Source organism: Micromonospora sp. MGP-C2, assembly GCF_057766525.1.
The window spans coordinates 350,813-366,749 of sequence record NZ_JBYMEN010000002.1; the positions used below are offsets into that span (position 1 = coordinate 350,813).

The 15,937-nt window shown below is 71.9% G+C and carries 18 protein-coding genes and 1 riboswitch; of the genes, 5 read left to right on the forward strand and 13 right to left on the reverse strand.

Annotated features, from left to right (window positions below; genetic code table 11):
- Nucleotides 1-35 precede the first annotated feature (35 nt).
- Together AC3CF1_RS01095 and AC3CF1_RS01100 are read right to left on the reverse strand one after the other, a co-directional pair.
- A complete protein-coding gene (locus AC3CF1_RS01095; protein WP_488449315.1) occupies nt 36-728 on the reverse strand; it encodes a nitroreductase family protein in 693 nt (230 codons plus the stop codon).
- Entirely contained in the window at nt 725-1,060 is a 336-nt protein-coding gene (locus tag AC3CF1_RS01100) for an ArsR/SmtB family transcription factor (RefSeq protein ID WP_488449316.1), read from the reverse strand. The genes AC3CF1_RS01095 and AC3CF1_RS01100 overlap by 4 nt, the downstream gene beginning before the upstream one ends.
- A 65-nt stretch (nt 1,061-1,125) precedes the next feature.
- Here AC3CF1_RS01100 and AC3CF1_RS01105 point away from each other — a divergent pair, with 65 nt between their 5' ends.
- Both AC3CF1_RS01105 and AC3CF1_RS01110 read left to right on the forward strand, forming a co-directional pair.
- The gene (locus AC3CF1_RS01105) at nt 1,126-1,788 is read left to right on the forward strand and encodes a ThuA domain-containing protein (protein ID WP_488449317.1); all 663 of its coding nucleotides are present in this window, start codon (nt 1,126-1,128) and stop codon (nt 1,786-1,788) included.
- 154 nt (nt 1,789-1,942) lie between these two features.
- Nucleotides 1,943-2,115: riboswitch (cyclic di-AMP (ydaO/yuaA leader) on the forward strand.
- Entirely contained in the window at nt 2,116-2,787 is a 672-nt protein-coding gene (locus tag AC3CF1_RS01110) for a transglycosylase family protein (protein WP_488449318.1), read from the forward strand.
- 125 nt (nt 2,788-2,912) lie between these two features.
- Here the strand turns inward: AC3CF1_RS01110 and AC3CF1_RS01115 are convergent, their stop codons facing one another.
- From AC3CF1_RS01115 to AC3CF1_RS01125, 3 genes are all read right to left on the reverse strand, one after another.
- Complete coding sequence (locus AC3CF1_RS01115; protein WP_354981549.1) at nt 2,913-3,284, reverse strand: hypothetical protein; 372 nt, start codon at nt 3,282-3,284, stop codon at nt 2,913-2,915.
- A 123-nt stretch (nt 3,285-3,407) separates the two neighbouring features.
- On the reverse strand, nt 3,408-4,595 hold the full coding sequence (dinB, locus tag AC3CF1_RS01120; RefSeq protein WP_488449319.1) for a DNA polymerase IV: 1,188 nt from the start codon (nt 4,593-4,595) through the stop codon (nt 3,408-3,410).
- Nucleotides 4,596-4,652: 57 nt separating this feature from the next.
- Nucleotides 4,653-5,090, reverse strand: a complete 438-nt coding sequence (locus AC3CF1_RS01125; protein WP_327643989.1) for a VOC family protein — start codon at nt 5,088-5,090, stop codon at nt 4,653-4,655.
- A 94-nt stretch (nt 5,091-5,184) separates the two neighbouring features.
- Between AC3CF1_RS01125 and AC3CF1_RS01130 the strand changes: the two genes are divergently transcribed.
- Nucleotides 5,185-6,159: a helix-turn-helix transcriptional regulator gene (locus AC3CF1_RS01130; RefSeq protein ID WP_088947897.1), complete on the forward strand. Its 975-nt coding sequence runs from the start codon at nt 5,185-5,187 to the stop codon at nt 6,157-6,159.
- Here AC3CF1_RS01130 and AC3CF1_RS01135 read toward each other — a convergent pair.
- The 4 genes from AC3CF1_RS01135 to AC3CF1_RS01150 all read right to left on the reverse strand — a co-directional run bounded on the left by AC3CF1_RS01135 (nt 6,054) and on the right by AC3CF1_RS01150 (nt 10,243).
- On the reverse strand, nt 6,054-6,650 hold the full coding sequence (locus AC3CF1_RS01135; protein WP_488449320.1) for a GNAT family N-acetyltransferase: 597 nt from the start codon (nt 6,648-6,650) through the stop codon (nt 6,054-6,056). The two genes, AC3CF1_RS01130 and AC3CF1_RS01135, sit on opposite strands and share 106 nt — an antisense overlap.
- Nucleotides 6,647-7,168 (reverse strand): GNAT family N-acetyltransferase, encoded by a 522-nt coding sequence (locus AC3CF1_RS01140; RefSeq protein ID WP_488449321.1) that lies wholly within the window; start codon nt 7,166-7,168, stop codon nt 6,647-6,649. The genes AC3CF1_RS01135 and AC3CF1_RS01140 overlap by 4 nt, the downstream gene beginning before the upstream one ends.
- A gap of 232 nt (nt 7,169-7,400) precedes the next feature.
- Nucleotides 7,401-8,975 carry an FMN-binding glutamate synthase family protein gene (locus AC3CF1_RS01145; protein WP_088947899.1) on the reverse strand — a complete coding sequence of 525 codons (1,575 nt, stop codon included), beginning with the start codon at nt 8,973-8,975 and terminating at the stop codon, nt 7,401-7,403.
- Nucleotides 8,976-9,109: 134 nt separating this feature from the next.
- Entirely contained in the window at nt 9,110-10,243 is a 1,134-nt protein-coding gene (locus tag AC3CF1_RS01150) for a peptidoglycan recognition protein family protein (RefSeq protein ID WP_488449322.1), read from the reverse strand.
- A 193-nt stretch (nt 10,244-10,436) separates the two neighbouring features.
- Between AC3CF1_RS01150 and AC3CF1_RS01155 the strand changes: the two genes are divergently transcribed.
- Entirely contained in the window at nt 10,437-11,507 is a 1,071-nt protein-coding gene (locus tag AC3CF1_RS01155) for a mechanosensitive ion channel family protein (RefSeq protein WP_488449323.1), read from the forward strand.
- A 209-nt stretch (nt 11,508-11,716) separates the two neighbouring features.
- Nucleotides 11,717-13,081: an MFS transporter gene (locus AC3CF1_RS01160; protein WP_488449324.1), complete on the forward strand. Its 1,365-nt coding sequence runs from the start codon at nt 11,717-11,719 to the stop codon at nt 13,079-13,081.
- Nucleotides 13,082-13,125: 44 nt separating this feature from the next.
- Here the strand turns inward: AC3CF1_RS01160 and AC3CF1_RS01165 are convergent, their stop codons facing one another.
- From AC3CF1_RS01165 to AC3CF1_RS01180, 4 genes are all read right to left on the reverse strand, one after another.
- Nucleotides 13,126-13,512 carry a VOC family protein gene (locus tag AC3CF1_RS01165; RefSeq protein ID WP_210792921.1) on the reverse strand — a complete coding sequence of 129 codons (387 nt, stop codon included), beginning with the start codon at nt 13,510-13,512 and terminating at the stop codon, nt 13,126-13,128.
- A gap of 91 nt (nt 13,513-13,603) precedes the next feature.
- Nucleotides 13,604-14,074, reverse strand: coding sequence for a hypothetical protein (locus AC3CF1_RS01170; RefSeq protein ID WP_488449325.1), 471 nt, complete (start codon nt 14,072-14,074; stop codon nt 13,604-13,606).
- 188 nt (nt 14,075-14,262) lie between these two features.
- Nucleotides 14,263-14,682 carry a YchJ family protein gene (locus tag AC3CF1_RS01175; RefSeq protein ID WP_354981543.1) on the reverse strand — a complete coding sequence of 140 codons (420 nt, stop codon included), beginning with the start codon at nt 14,680-14,682 and terminating at the stop codon, nt 14,263-14,265.
- Nucleotides 14,683-14,751: 69 nt separating this feature from the next.
- A complete protein-coding gene (locus AC3CF1_RS01180; RefSeq protein WP_354981542.1) occupies nt 14,752-15,852 on the reverse strand; it encodes a magnesium and cobalt transport protein CorA in 1,101 nt (366 codons plus the stop codon).
- Nucleotides 15,853-15,937: the final 85 nt, after the last annotated feature.

The window sequence follows — 15,937 nt, forward strand, 5'->3', positions numbered from 1 at the left end:
GGGTCACCGGGGGGCCCGCCGCCGGCGGTGGCCGGCTACCAGCGGTTCCAGTGGGCGAACCCGTCCGCGTCGGCCCGCGGACCGGGCTTGAAATCGGTGCCCAGGGTGTACGCCACCGGCGTGAGCGCCACCTGCACGACGGTGTCGTAGGGGATGCCGAGCAGGTCTGCCATCTCCCTTTCGTAGCTGAGATGGCTCGTGGTCCACGCGGTGCCGAGCCCGCGTTCCCGGGCGGCCAGCATGAAGCTCCAGAACGCCGGGATGACCGAACTCCAGGCCCCGGCCTGCCCGCGCACGCTGGCCAGCTCGGCGCGGGACTCGACCCGCAGGCAGGGGATGAGCAGCAGCGGCACCTCGTGCAGGTGATCCGCCAGGTGTTGCAGGCTGCCGGCGATCCGGCCCCACTGCTCGGAGGCGAAGTCCATCCGGCTGAAGGCCGGCCCGGTGCCGCCCGACGCGGGTGGCGGTGCCATCAGCCCGAGTCGCCACAGTCGGGCGACGGCGGCCCGGGTCTGCGGATCCTCGACGAAGATGAAGTCCCAGCGTTGCCTGTTGCGGCCGCTGGGGGCCTGAAGCGCGATGCGCAGGCAGTCCTCGATCACGTCGCGGGGGACCGGGCGTCCCAGGTCGAGACGCTTGCGGACGGCGCGGGTCGTGCTCAGGACCTCGTCGGCGGACAGGCCCAGTGTGCGCGGCCCGCTCGGCCGGGCCGGTCTGGTGTCGCTCATGCGGGAACTTCCACTCGTTCGGTCAGGTCGAGGTTGGCGATGACCGCGGGAAGGAGCCCGGGAAACCGGTCATTGATGTCGTCCGCACGCAATTCGTGTCTGCGGAAGCTGCCGTTGGGCGTGACGCGGAGGACGCCGGCTGCCCGCAGCACCTTCAGGTGATGCGACAGCGTGGACATGCTCACCTCGGACAACGCGTCGAACTTCCCGCAGACGACCCCACCGGCCTGCGCCAACTGTCGTACGACACTCAGGCGCACCGGGTCGGCGAGGGCGCCGAGCACGGTGGCGAGGTCGACGGAAGCGAGATCGGGATGATGCAGGGCTCTCATGGACGCCATGCTAGCTTTGGTTTAGTGATTTCGAAAATCGTCCAAATGAAGAGCGGAGCACGGTCATGCCGGTCGACACAGTGATCTTCAGCGGGGAGGGCCCGCACGCCGATCCCTGGCACCCGTTGGCCGAGACCAGCGCGGCGATCGCCCAGCTCGTCGGCGACGCGGGCCCGGTGGCGATCGTGACCACCGTCGACCAACTCGCGACCGCACTCGACGGCGCCCGCCTCCTGGTGGTGAACGCCAGCGCCGACCGCACGGCCCCAATCCCGCAGGACGAGGAGTTCGGCCGCGTTCTCGACGCCTTCCTGGCCCGTGGCGGCAGCCTGCTCGCCACGCACAGCGCGACGATCGCGTTTCCCCAGCTCGCGACCTGGCGGTCCACGGTCGGCGCCGCCTGGGACCACGGTCGGACCTTCCACCCGCCGATCGGAACCAGCCTCATCCGACGCACCGACATCGAGCACCCGATCACTACCGGTCTCGTGGACTTCGAGGTGCACGACGAGCGCTACACCGACCTGGAGTTGCTCGACGGCGTCGACGTCGAGACTCTCTACGTCCACGACGAGGGTGGCGACACCCAACCGCTCGTCTGGGCGCGCACGGCCGGGAGCAGCCGGATCGTCTACAACGCACTCGGTCACGACACCCGGTCGTACGAGTCGCCGGGACACGTCGAGCTGCTGCGGCGCATCGTGCTCTGGCTCCGTCACCGCATCTGATCCGCAACGGTCCACGGTGGTCACTGCACACTGACCACCCGCCCGCAACCGCTGCGAGTGACGCCCCGCGTACCCCGGTGAAGAACTTCACAGGGGTTGGGCGATCGTCACCGACCGTGCCTAACGTCGGTCGGGTTCGCCACTGCGGACACCACGGCCGGCAACGCCAAATCCTGCCCCCGGTCGGTGGAACCCAGTCACCCGGGCAGGAGCGGGGGACCCAAACGTTCCTCGGTGCACGTCACCTCGGGGTGAAGCCGCCATCGTGCGGCCGGGCTCCTCGGCCCGAACCCGACAGCTCACCTCGCCGGCGTGGAGGAAGTTCACATGACGTCTGTCTACACGCCCCGTCACCGACGGGTCACCACCCGCCGTCTCGCCGTCGGCACCCTGGCCGTCGGTGCGGTCACCGGTGCTGTCGCCCTCTTCGGCCCGGCCGCCCCCGCGCAGGCCGCGGTCAACTGGGACGCGATCGCCAAGTGCGAGTCCGGCGGTAACTGGAAGATCAACACCGGCAACGGCTACTACGGTGGCCTGCAGTTCTCCCAGAGCACCTGGGCCGGCTACGGCGGCAAGAAGTACGCCGCCCGTGCCGACCTGGCCAGCCGCGGCGAGCAGATCGCCATCGCCGAGAAGGTGCTCGACGGGCAGGGCATCGGCGCGTGGCCGACCTGCGGCAAGAAGGGCGGGTCGTCCGGCGGCTCCACCGCGAAGCCGTCGACGAAGTCCACCGCGAAGCCGTCGACGAAGTCCACGCAGAAGCCCACCGAGCAGCAGGAGCGGCCCTCGCGGCGGGAGCAGCCGGCGACCCGCAACCACGAGCGCACCGCGCCGACCACGGGCGGCCAGACGTACCTGGTCAAGCCGGGCGACACCCTGTCGGAGATCGCCGACAGCCACCGGGTGACCGGCGGTTGGCAGGCGCTCTACGAGCACAACCGGCAGCTGATCGGGGCCGACCCGGGCCTGATCTTCCCGGGTCAGCGGCTCAGCCTCTGACGGTCTTCCCGCGTCAGCGGCTCAGCCTCTGACGGATGACACACGAACGCTCGGCCGGGTCACCGGCCGAGCGTTCGTACGTGTGGTGCGATCAGCCCGAGCGCCCGTACCCCGGGGGGAAGCCGTCACGCCGCGGAGGCGGATGCCTTCGACCCTCGGTGCGACGTGACCGGGCCGGCGTTCCAGCCCCAGCGGGGCGCCGGTGCGCTGCCCTCCCCGGACCAGCCCGTGCCGCCCTCCTCGTTGTCGCCGCCGTCGACGGTCATCTCGACCGGGGCGGGTGTGCTGCGGGCCAGTCGCATCGACTGCTCCGCGCCGGCGCGGGCCGCGCACGGCCAGGACTGCCCGGCGCACTGAAGGTTGCGGCACTGACCCTCGTCGTCCGGCTCGTGGGCGCTCAGCACGTCGATCGCCAGTTGCCAGAGCAGCGGGTCGGTTACGTCGTGCGGCCGTTCGGCAGTGCGACTCGGCCGGTTGCTGGTGTCGTCGTCGGACATTGTGGGTCCCCCCTTGTCAGGCTGTACCCCACAAGGGTCACCCGTGAGCCGCTGGTTAAACCGCCGACCTGCTGTGATGTGTCTCCGGTCGCAGCGGTCGCCGGGACGCCGCACGCAGATCGGTCAATCCGGCAGCAGCGGCATCTCGACGCCCGGCTCCCGGCCGAGCAGGACCGCTCGGGTCAGCGCCGTTGAGCCGAACCGGTCACGGACCGCGTCCACCGCGGCGTCCAACTCAGCGCCCGGATTGCGGTGAAACGGCAGCTCCGGTTGCACGGGGTTGTCGTCCAGGTTGCCCACTGAGACACCGATCAGTGTGACACCGCGACGATCGATATCGGTCAGTGCGGCTCGCAGCAACGCGCGTGCGGCGGCGAGCAGCGGCGTCGTGTCGGCGGTCGCCTTGCCGATGGTGTGCGAGCGAGTGGCCCGGGTGTAGTCGCCGAAGCGCAGCCGCAACACCACGGTGCGACCGGACCGCCCCGCCGCCCGCATGCGGCGGCTGACCCGGTCGACCAGGCCGGCGAGGATGGCATCCAGCTCCGCCGGGGCATGCGGCGTGCGGCTCAGCGCATGCTGCGCGCCCATCGAGCCGCGCCGCCGGCCGACCTGCACCGAGCGAGGATCGCGGTTGTGCGCCAGGGCGTGCAGGTGCCTGCCGGCGCCCGACCCGAGCAGCGACACCAGGGCGGCCTCACCGAGCCGGGCCACCTCACCGACCGTACGGATCCGGCGTTCCCGCAGCTTCGCTGAGGTGACCGGCCCGACGCCCCACAACCGCTCGACCGGCAGCGGGTGCAGGAACGCCAACTCGGCGTCCGGTGCGACCACCAGCAGACCGTCCGGCTTCGCCACCCCACTGGCCACCTTCGCCAGGAACTTCGTGCGGGCCACACCCACCGTGATCGGCAGGTGGACCCGTTCACGAACCTCCCGGCGCAGCCGCTCGGCGATCTCGGCCGGCGACCCGACCAGCCGCCACAGGCCACCGACGTCCAGGAACGCCTCGTCGATGGAGAGCCCCTCGACCAGTGGCGTGGTCTGCCGGAAGATCTCGAAGACCGCCCGGCTCGCCGCCGTGTACGCCGACATCCGGGGCGGCACCACGATCGCGTCCGGACAGAGGCGGCGCGCCTGCTGACCACCCATCGCGCTGCGTACGCCTCGCGTCTTCGCCTCGTAACTGGCCGCGAGAACCACGCCGCCGCCGACGATCACCGGCCGCCCCCGCAGGCGCGGGTCGTCACGCTGCTCGACCGACGCGTAGAAGGCGTCCAGGTCGGCGTGCAGGATGCTGGCGCCGGGCGACACGTACACATGTTCGCATGGCAGGTGGCCATCTCTGCAATGAGCTGGGCGAACGCCCGATCAGTCGAGGCAGAACTCGTTGCCCTCCGGGTCGGCCATGACGAGGTGACCGGCACCCAGTGGGGGAGCGGGCTCGTGGCGACTGAGTCGGGTGGCGCCGTATGCGGCGAGTCGTTCCGCCTCCGCCTCCAGCGCCGCCATCCGCTCGTCACCCGTGAGCCCGGGAGCGGCCCGCACATCGAGGTGTACGCGATTCTTCACCCGCTTGGGCTCGGGCACCCGCTGGAAGAACAGGCGCGGTCGCACGCCCTCGGGGTCGACCACCGCCGAGGCGTCGTTGCGGTTCTCCGGCGGGACCCCCATCGCGTCCAGCGCCTGCTCCCACGACTCGAAGTTTCCGGGCGGTCCCTGCAACTGGTAGCCGAGGGCCTCCGCCCAGAACTCGGCCAACCCGGCGGGGTCGGCGCAGTCGAACGTGATCTGGACGTCGCGGGCCATGTCAGCTCCCTGTCTCGTGATCGGGTCGGTCATGATCCCAGCCTCTCGTGAATAGCGGACAGGGTCGTTCCGCGATCCGTGCGACGATCGGCGTGTGACCGTCGAGGCAACGACCGAGCGGGTGCTGCGGTTGCTGGCGCTGCTCCAGCGGCGACCATCCTGGACGGCCGCCGACCTCGCTGCCGAGCTGGGCGTCACCGACCGCTGCGTCCGCCGCGACGTGCAGCGACTGCGCACGCTCGGCTATCCCGTGCAGGCGGTGTCGGGCGTCGGCGGTGGCTACCAGCTTGGCGCGGGCACCCGGTTGCCGCCGTTGCTCCTCGACGACGAGGAGGCCATCGCGACGGCGGTTTCCCTGCGCCTCGCCTCGGGCGGCACGATCGCCGGAGCGGGCGAGGCGGCCCTGCGGGCGCTCGCGAAGCTCGACCAGGTGATGCCGTCGCGGTTGCGTGCCGAGGTGCGGGCGGTGCACGGCGCCACGGAGACGCTCCTGGGCCCGGTGGCCGAGATCGACGCGGAGCTGCTGGTGACACTGGCGCGGGCCTGTCGCGACGCGGTGCGGGTCCGCTTCACCTACGCCGGCCGCGACGGTGGGGACCGCGAACGGACGGTGGAACCGATCCGGATGGTCACCACAGGTCGCCGCTGGTATCTGATGGCCTGGGACGTCGACCGCGACGACTGGCGTACGTTCCGGCTCGACCGGATGGGCGCGGCGACCGCGACGACCTGGCGCTTCCGAGCGCGCGAACACCCGGATCCCGTCGCGTACGTGCAGCGGTCGGTGACCGAGGCGCCGTACCGGTATCTCGCCCGCGTGCGGGTGCACGCCCAGCCGGACCGGGTGCGGGCGTTGGTGCCACCGCAGGTCGGGCGGGTCGAGGACGACCGCGACGGATGGTGCGTGCTGGTCGTCGGCGGCGAGAGCCTGGACTGGCTCGCCGCGCATCTGGCACGCCTCGATCACGAGATGGAGGTGCTGGAGCCTCCCGAGTTGCGCGAGGCCGTCGGCCGCCTCGCCCGTCGCCTCGCCGTGCTGGCGGGTGGGCCATCGGAACCGGGCGGGTAGTGGCGCAGGGCGTAGTGCCGCAGCGACACCGGGCTGCCGTCCGTGGCGGTCCATGGTGCCGTGCTCGTCCCAACGTGCCGCCAGCCGGTGCGCTCGTAGAGCGCGGCGGCCGCGGCACCACCGGCGGCCAGCTCCAGCACCAGGTCCGTACCGCGTCTGCTCGCCCACTGGCGGGCACGGTCTAGCAGCGCGCTGCCCAGCGCCAACCCTCGGGCGGACGGCACCACGAAGAGGCGAGCCACCTCGGCTGTCGGCCGGGCCGGCGGCCCGCCCACCGGGTCGGGGATCCGATGCACCGCGACATGCCCCACGACGGCCCCGTCGGCGTCGACCGCCACCCAGGCGCGCGCCGGGTGCGGCTCGCGCAGCCAGCGGTGCGGGTCGGCGGGCCAGTTCAGCGGGTACCTGTCGACCCGGTGAACCTCGGCGAGCCCCGCGACGCAGCCGTCCAGGTCGGTGGCGCGCCGTCGGCGGATCCGGGGCTGGTTCACAGCTCGTCGAACGGGCCGGCGTAGCGGAACTCACCGCGGATCGACTCCCGCCACGCGGTCAGCGGCCGGGCCTGGAAATACTGCGGCCCCCACGGCTGCGGTGGGGTGACGCCCAGCTCGACGGCGGGCCGGAACCCGAAGCGCGGGTAGTAGTCAGGGTGCCCGAGCAGCACCACCAGCGGCTCGTCCCGCGCGTCGGCCGCGCCGAGCACCGCGTGCATCAATGCGTGGCCCACCCCGCGGCGCTGCCAGTCGGGCAGCACACCGAGCGGCCCCAGCCCGAGCGCCAGCGGCTCGCCGGCCACCCGGCCGCGCGTGGCCACCACGTGCCCCACCACCTGGCCGTCCGAATCGGTCGCCACCAGGGAGTACGCGGGCAGCCAACCCTCGTCGGCGCGGAGCGCGTCGACCAGGGTCGCCTCGACCGGTAGGCCAGCGCCGTCGGTCCTGGCGAAGGCGGCGGAGTGAACCGCCCGAATGGCGTCGGCGTCGGCGTCCGTCTCGCGTCTGATCAGCACCGCGCCACCATAGGCCCACCGTGTCGCCGGCTCCACGCCTTTATCACCTGCGCCGACGTCGACGGCGTCGCTGCGGCGTCGCTGCGGTGTCGTCGTGCCGACGGTCGTCGCTTCGGAGTTATGCCGGCGGGCACGCCCGGCGGGCATGACGCGAAAACGACTGATGACTGTGAGGCATAAATATGCCTCACAGTCATCAAGCTCATGGGCCCAAGGGCTCGGACCTGGGACCTCAGCCCACGGCGGTGGCCGAGGGTGGGGCGCTGCCGCCCTGGGGCACCTCCGGAGTCATCAGCCGGATGATCTCCGCCCGGTCGGCCGGCGAGGGCATACCCCATTCGGGCCGGTAGCCGTACACCTCATGCAGTGGGGTTGAGCAGGTGCGGCCGTTCAGGATCTCCACGGCGTCGGTGCCGATCAGGCCGGGGTGTTCGACGCCGCAGGCCTCGGCGACCTTGGTCAGGTCGCGGCGCAGCGTCTGCAGGTAGTTGGCCGCCCGGACCGACTTCAAAGTCGGGTCCAGGCCCCGGGTGAGCCACGTGTTCTGCGTCGCGACACCGGTGGGGCAGGTGTCGGTGTGGCACTTCTGTGCCTGGATGCAGCCGATCGACAGCATCGCCTCCCGGCCGACGTTGACCAGGTCGCAGCCGAGCGCGAAGGCCACGATGGCGTTGTCCGGCAGGCCGAGTTTGCCGCCGCCGATGAAAACCACCTGCTCGTGCAGGTCGTGCTCGGCGAACACCTTGTAGACCCGGGAGAAGCCCTGCTGGAACGGGAGCGACACCGAGTCGGTGAAGATCAGCGGCGCGGCGCCCGTCCCACCCTCTCCACCGTCGATGGTCACGAAGTCGACGCCTCGGCCGGTGTCGCGCATCAGGGTGGCCAGCTCCTGCCAGAAGCCCAGGTCACCGACCGCCGACTTGATGCCGACCGGCAGGCCCGTCTCGGCGGCCAGCAGCTCCACCCAGTCGAGCAGGCTGTCGCAGTCGGAGAACTCGGCGTGCCGGGACGGGCTGACGCAGTCCTGACCGGCCGGGATGCCCCGGGTGGCGGCGATCTCGGCGGACACCTTCGCCCCGGGCAGCAGCCCGCCGAGGCTCGGCTTGGCGCCCTGGCTCAGCTTGATCTCCAACGCCTTGACCGGTGCGCCGGCCACCAGGTCCTTCAGTCGGTCGAGGCTGAACCGGCCGTGTTCGTCGCGGCAACCGAAGTACGCCGTTCCGAGTTGGAAGACCAGGTCACCGCCGTTGCGGTGGTACGGCGACAGGCCACCCTCGCCGGTGTTCTGCAGGCATCCGGCGAGTGCGGCCCCCTTGTTCAACGCGGTGATGGCGTTGCCGGAGAGCGAGCCGAAGCTCATGCCGGAGATGTTGACCACCGACTCCGGGCGGAACGCGCGGGCCCGCCCCCGGGCCGCGCCGAGCACCTTCGCGGACGGCAACCGCACGTCGTGCCCGGCGGCGGGTGTCGACGGTGGCACGGCCCTGCCGAACGTGCGGTGCTTGATGATCGGGTAGCCGGGGGTGTACTCGATGTCGTTGTCAGTGCCGAAGCCGAAGTAGTTGTTCTCCTGCTTCGCCGACGCGTACACCCAGCGGCGTTGGTCGCGGGTGAACGGCCGTTCCTCGTTGTTGCCGGCGACGATGTACTGCCGCAACTCCGGGCCGATCGCCTCCAACAGGTAACGGGCGCGACCGAGCACCGGATAGTTGCGCAGCAACGCGTGGTCGCGCTGGATCAGGTCCCGCGCGGCGAGCGCCGCGACGGCGGCGGCGACAGCGGGTACGGCTCGACGGGCCCATTTCATGCCCGGCACTCTTTCCGCCCGCACCTCCGGCCAAACCGGCCCCGCCGATCCAATGCGCTGGTCAGGACCGGGGCGGGGACCAGGAGGCGCGCCCGGCGGCGGTGCGGGGCGTGCCCGCACCGCCGCCCCGAGGCTCAGCGGCGCCGGAAGGACTCGCGGACCGACCCGCCGACCACCGTGCACCACGTGCTCGTGCTCAGCTTGCCGTTGCGGGGCAGGCCGTGCAGCGCCTGGAGGTCCTGCACCGCGGCCCGGGTGGCGTGGTCGTAGGCCCCGGTGACGGTGACCGCGTACCCCTTGGTGGCGAGGATTTCCTGCACCGCCGTGACCGGCGCGCCGGTGGCGTGCTGGTTCAGCTCGGGGACCAGGGTCTCCCAGGTCGGCGTGGTCAGGGTGGCGTCCACGTCCACCGCGATGCCGTTGCGGGCCTGCCAGTCCTGCACGGCCGCCACTGTCGCGGCGTCGAACGTGCCGCTGACCGTGACCGCGTAGCCCCGGAACGCGAGCAGGTGCTGCACCACCCGGACCGAGGGGGAGTTGACGAACCGCCACAGGTCCGGCCAGCGGCGGGCCGGCACCTCGCCCAGCGTCGTGCCGAGGGCGGCGTGCACCCGCCGACGCAGCTCCGGGAACTGCCGGTAGAAGGCCGCGCCCGGGCACTCGGTGGTGCGGAAGTCCCAGTGGCCGAAGATGTCATGGGCGTGCAGCCCGTACTGCCGGCAGATCGCGACACAGAGCTTGACCAGCGAGTCGGTCAGCGCCTTCGGCGGCGTCTCGGTGACGTAGGTGCCCTCGTTCTCGATGCCGATGGCCCGGCCGTTCTCACCCGGGCAGTGCGCCGAGATCATCTGGCGGTCGCCGGCTTCGAGGCGCTCCAGGCTGCCCCGGCGACCCTCCAGCACGTAGCCGCCGCGGCTCACCGTGAAGTGCTGGCCGGTGTCCGACCAGCCGTTGCCGTCCATGTGCAGGTCCTGGCACTCGTGGGCCAGTTTGACCGCCTGCTCGCGGGAGTAGTCGGTGACGTTCGGAAACGCCATGTGGTGCACGATGATCTTGTTGGTGGCGATGGCGCTGACCGACAGCGGGTCCTTCGGCGGACGGGCGGCCCACTCGTCGCAGCTGATAATCCAGTCCAGGTCGGCGCCGGGGGCGGCGGCCTGCGCCGAGGTGGGGAAGGCCAGTTCGCTCCCGATGACGGCGACCGTGGCGGCGCCGAGACCGGCTCGCAGCAGTGTCCGGCGATCCACTTCGGAATGGTCGACGTGCATGACATCTCCTCCTGCGGCCGACGGCGGGGGATGAAAAGTAGCTCCAGTGGCCGCACGCACTCCGGAGAATATTGCCAAGACTCGGCGCGCGCCAGAGGTCCGCGCCACCTCATGATCACTTGGGTTTCCGCGACTCGGGTCGGGGGTAGGTCGGGGCTGACCATCCCGGCTGCCCGCATGAAGGAATGACCATATGAGTGACAACGTCAGCGACGCGGTGGGCGACGCCCTCCGATCGGTGATGCTCTTCCTGCCCAAGGCCGTCGCCTTCCTGGCGATCCTGGTGGCGGGATGGCTGATCGCCAAGGCCGTACTGAAGATCGTGGAAAAGGTCCTGGAACGGGTGGGCTTCGACCGCGCCGTCGAACGCGGCGGCATCCGCCGCGCGTTGAGTCGCTCCCGGTACGACGCCAGCGACATCGTCGCGAAGCTCGTCTACTACGGGTTGCTGCTGTTCACCCTGCAACTCGCCTTCGGCATCTGGGGGCCCAACCCGATCTCCGACCTGCTCGGCGCGGTGATCGCGTGGCTGCCGCGCGCGTTCGTCGCGATCGTCATCGTCGTGGTGGCCGCCGCGATCGCCAACGCGGTCAAGGACATCATCAGCGGCGCGCTCGGCGGCCTGTCGTACGGCCGGGTGCTGGCCACCATCGCCTCGGTGTTCATCCTCGGCCTCGGCGTCATCGCCGCGCTGAACCAGATCGGGGTGGCCACCGCGGTCACCACCCCTGTTCTGATCGCGGTGCTGGCCACGATCGGCGGCATCCTCGTCGTCGGGGTCGGCGGCGGCCTCATCCGTCCGATGCAGAATCGTTGGGAGGCGTGGCTGACCCGCGCCGAGCAGGAGTCGCAGCAGATCGCCGCGCACGCCCGCGCCTACCGCGAGGGACGCCGCGACGCCGAGGCCGAGCTGGCCCGGGCGTCCGCCGCCCCCGCCGAGCCGGCCCGGCCGCCGTTCGTCGCCGACGACCCGGAGCGCACCCAGATGCTGACGCGACCGACCGACACGGAGGCCACCCAGGTGGTGCGTGCACCCTCCGACCCGGAGGCCACCCAGGTGGTGACCCGCCCGGCCGACGCGGAGGCCACCCAGGTGGTCAGCCGGGGCGGCGACACGGACACGACCCAGGTGGTCGGCCGCGGTGATGGCGACTCGGACACGACCCAGGTGGTGAGCACCGGCACCGGTGGTGCGGTTCCCGGTCCGCGTACCAGCGACGACAGCGAGACCACCACTGTCATCCCGCCGGTGGACCGGCGCTGACCAGCAGTCGTTGAAGCGGGGCGGGACCGATATGGTCCCGCCCCGCTTCGCGTTGCTCGCCCCGCCGAAAGTGCTTTCCGGCGCGCCGGTGCGCGTCTAGCATCGCTGACATGACCTGGCGACATTGATCCAGCAGAGCAGGCCGATCCCGTGGGCCACCACCGGCACCGCACGTCCGGTGTCCGTCTCCACTCCCACGGGAAGGCCCCATGATTCACCTCGCCTCGCGCGTGCTCGACCCTGCGGTCCGTCGTCTGACGGCCACCCTCTACGGGTACGCGTTCCTCAGCGACCTCGTCCTGCTCTACCCGCTGTACGTGGTGTTCTTCGCCGACACCGGGTTGTCGGTGGGGCAGATCTCGTCGCTCTTCGTTATCTGGTCGGCCGCCGGCATCCTGTTCGAGGTGCCGTCCGGCGCGTGGGCCGACGTGGTGTCCCGTCGGCTGCTGTTGTGCCTTGCCCCGCTGGTGACCGCCGCCGGGTTCGCCCTCTGGGTCCTGCTGCCGTCGTACCCCGCGTTCGCGGTCGGGTTCCTCCTCTGGGGCGCCGGCGGAGCGCTCGTCTCCGGTGCCCTGGAGGCGCTGGTCTGGACCGAGTTGGAGCGGCTCGGCGCGGTCGGCCGATACGCCCGGGTGCTCGGGCGCGCGCGGACGGCCGGTGTGCTGGGCGTGGTGGTCTCCGGAGTGCTCGCCGGCCCGGTGCTCGCCGTCGGCGGGTACCCGGCGGTCGGCGCGGCCAGCGTGCTGGCCTGTCTGCTCGCCACGATCGTCGCCGCCCGGTTCCCGGAGCACCGCCCACCGGTCGACGCCCCGGTCGGCGCGCCCGTCCAAGCTGGCGTGCCCGTCCCGGCCAGCGGGCACGACCCGGCCGCTGCGGTACGGCCGGTGGCTGCGGCCATGCCCGGGGATCGCGAGCCGGACGGCTCCCCAGCGGACGACGAGGGCGACCTGGGTTGGTGGGACACACTGCGGGCCGGAGTGACGCAGGTGCGCACCCGCCCTCCGGTGCGGTCAGCCGTGCTGCTGGTCGCCGTGGTCGCCGCCGACTGGGGCGCCCTGGACGAGTACTCCCCGCTGCTGGCCCTGGACACCGGGGTGCGGGCGGAGGTCGTACCGCTGCTGCTCCTGCTGCTCTGGGCCGGGGTGACAGTCGGCGGGCTGCTCGCCGGAGTGGGGGAGCGGTTGGGCCGCCGCGGCTACGCCGCTCTCCTGGGCCTGGTCGGTGTCGGGTTGGCCGGTGGCGCGTTGACCGGGCGACCGGCCGGCTTCGTGCTGCTCGCGCTGGGGTTCGGTGCCGCGCAGTTGGCCACCGTGCTGGCCGACGCGCGGCTCCAGGCCAGGATCACCGGCAACAGCCGCGCCACCGTCACGTCGCTGGCCGGGATGGCCACCGACCTGCTGATCATCGGGACGTACGCCGGTTATGGCCTCCTGGCCACAGTGGTCGGCAACGCGGTGGCGTTCGCGGCGACAGCCGGCCCGTACCTCGTGCTGGGCCTGGTGCTGTTGACCCGCCGGCGCCCGACGGTCGTGCCCGCCAGCAGCGCGGCGGCTGCGGCGCACGGCCCGCGATGACCGGGGACCCGGCGGCGGCCGACGTGGCCGCCGCCGGCCCTCGCTCAGCTGGACAGGTGCAGGAAGGACCACTGGTGGCCGTCGAGGTCGCGGAAACCGCGCATGTACATCGGCCCGTTGGCCATGCCGGGCCCGAGCGACTGCCCGCCGGCGACAGCCGCCCGGTCGACCTGCTCGTCGACCTGCTCGCGGCTCTGCGCCGACAGCCCGACGACGACCTCCCGGCTGGTCTCCGTGTCGGTGGCGGCGACACCGGTGTACGACTCGAAGCCGGAGCGGAGGTGCAGCACCAGGCGGGTGCTGTCGGAGATGGTGAACACCATGGTGTCCCCGTCCAGGTCGGCCTGGTCACTGGTGAACCCGAGCGCCCGGTAGAACTCGGCGGCAGTGGTCAGGTCGCGCACCGGCAGGTTGATGAACGTCATGGTCATCGGTTGTCTCCGTTCGACTCGAGCAGTGCCTTCAACGCGGCGAGCCGCTCCCGCCAGTACGCCTTCAGCTCGGCGGCCTGCTCGGCTCCGGTCAGCTTCTCGTGCAGCACGCTGACCCGGGCCTTCGACTCGCCGACAGCGTCGAAGCCGACGACGATCCGGGTGGGACCACCGGCCCAGTCGCCCGGAAACTGCGGGGCGCGGTGGTGGTGCGGACGCGTACCTCGACGTCGGGCAGCCACCTGGCGCGTGCCGTCTCGTCGGCGAACGCCTCGTACAGTCGCGCCGCCGGCACCGCCACCGTCCGGCTGGCAGCGGCGGAGAAGCCCCCGTCGCGTTGCTGACCGGGCGCGCGCAGGCCACGCGCCTGCTCGTACCCGACGGTGATGGTCTGTGACCACCAGCCCGGCACGTCGTGCTCGGTGACCAGGTGGCGGGCGATCTGGGTGTGGGTCCGCTCGGTGGCCTTGTTGATCAGGTGTCGGCGGGCGGTGGTATAGCTCTCGCCGGTCTTCTCCATCCGGGCGCGGACCCGGGTCTTGAACGATCTCTGGTTGGTCATCACATGCTCCCGGTCAACGGCACGGTCACCGGGACCCACGCTCCCGCCGACCCCGCCGCAGTGGGGCATGTGGCACCACGTCCCGAGGGCTCAGGGCCCCCTTTGCCTCCGCGTTGCCGGCGGCGTGAGCGCCGGGAGGGAGGTGCGGCGCAGGACTACGCCAAGGAGATCCTACGCCAACTCGACCGTCAGGGCTGGTCACCGTCGAGGTAGACCCACCGGCCGTCCTCGCGGACGAACCGGCTGTGTTCGGTCAGGGTTCCGGGCCGTCCCGCGTCCCGGTAGTGGGCGTGGAACGTCACAGTGCCGGCGGCGTCGAGCAGGCCGCCCCGCTCGGTCTCGACGATCTCCAGTCGGGTCCACCGCTGCCCCGGGTCCAACTCCAGGGAGGCGGGCCGGGTCGAGGAGTGCCAGCTGCGCAGCAGGTAGCCGGTGTCGCCGAGGGCGAAGGCGCTGAACCGGGAGCGCATCAGCGCCTCGGCCGTCGCTGCCGGGCTGTCGCCGCTGTGCGCCGGGGCGCAGCAGTCCGCGTACGCCTGGCCGGAGCCGCACGGGCAGGCCCGTCCCGTCGTCGTGTTCGCCCGTCGGCGTCCTGCACCCTTACCCACGTCGTCATCCTGCCCCACCGCCGGGCGTCGATCGGCGACGACTCCCGCCGGTCGGGGCGGCCGGAGCGGTCAGAGCCAGCCGGAGCGGCGGAACAGCCGGTACAGGAAGAGGGCGGCCGCCGCCATCAGGGCGAGGGCACCGGCGTATCCGTAGCGCCAGGCCAGCTCCGGCATGTGGTCGAAGTTCATGCCGTAGATGCCGGCGATGCCGGTCTGGGTGGCCGCGATGGCCGCCCATGCCGCGATCTTGCGCATGTCGTTGTTCTGCTCCACGGCGAGCTGCGCCAGTCGCGACTGGACGATCGAGGTGAGCAGGTCGTCGTACGCGGCCACCCGGTCCACCGCCCTGCTCAACCGGCCGTCCACGTCCACGAACCAGCGGTGCAGGGCACGCGGCGGGCCGTCGGGGTCGAGCAGCGTACGCATCGGCGCCTGCAACGGCAGGACCGCCCGCTTGAACTCCACCACCTCCCGTTTGAGCTGGTAGATGTGCTGAATGTCGGCCCTGCGGTCGCGGGCGAACACCGCCTCCTCGACCCGTTCCAGGTCCCGTTCGACGTGCCCGGCCACCTCCAGGTAGGAGTCGACCATCCGGGCGCAGACCGCGTACGCCACCGCCCACGGGCCGGCAGCCAGCAGCGCGGGGCGGCCCTCGATGTCGGCGCGGACGGTGCGCAGCGCCCCGGCGGCGCCGTGCCGCACGGTGATGGCGAACCGGTCCCCGAGCAGCACCATCACGTCCCCGGTGTCGATCACCTCGGAGGTGTCGGTCAGCTCGGCGTGCTCCACGTACCCGGCGGTGCGCAGCACCAGCAGCGTGACCGACCCGTGGCGTTGCACTGTCGGGCGGTGCCCGTCGGCGAGCGCCTGTTCGACGGTCAGCTCGTCCAGGCCGAAGGTGCGGCCCACGGCGGCGAGCACGGCCGGGCCCGGGTCATGCAGTCCCAGCCACACGAAGGCGTCGCGACCGTGCCGCGCGCGGGCGTACGCGTCGTCGTAGTGCGGGCGGCCGGCCTCGCGCCGACCGTTGACGTAGACGGCGCAGTCGACCACGGCGTCCGGGTTGGACCGGCGGGGGCTGGGGGCGACGCTCTCGGGTCGGCCGAGCAGTCGACGGGCCAGCGCGCGTACGCCCTGACCGGCCCGGTCCCGTACCGGTCGCTGATCCACCACGTGCCTCCCGCCGCCCGCGCACCGCCCCGGTCACGGTGTGCTCGCGGGAGATGGTGCCACCGCATTCTGCCGAGCAGGGTCC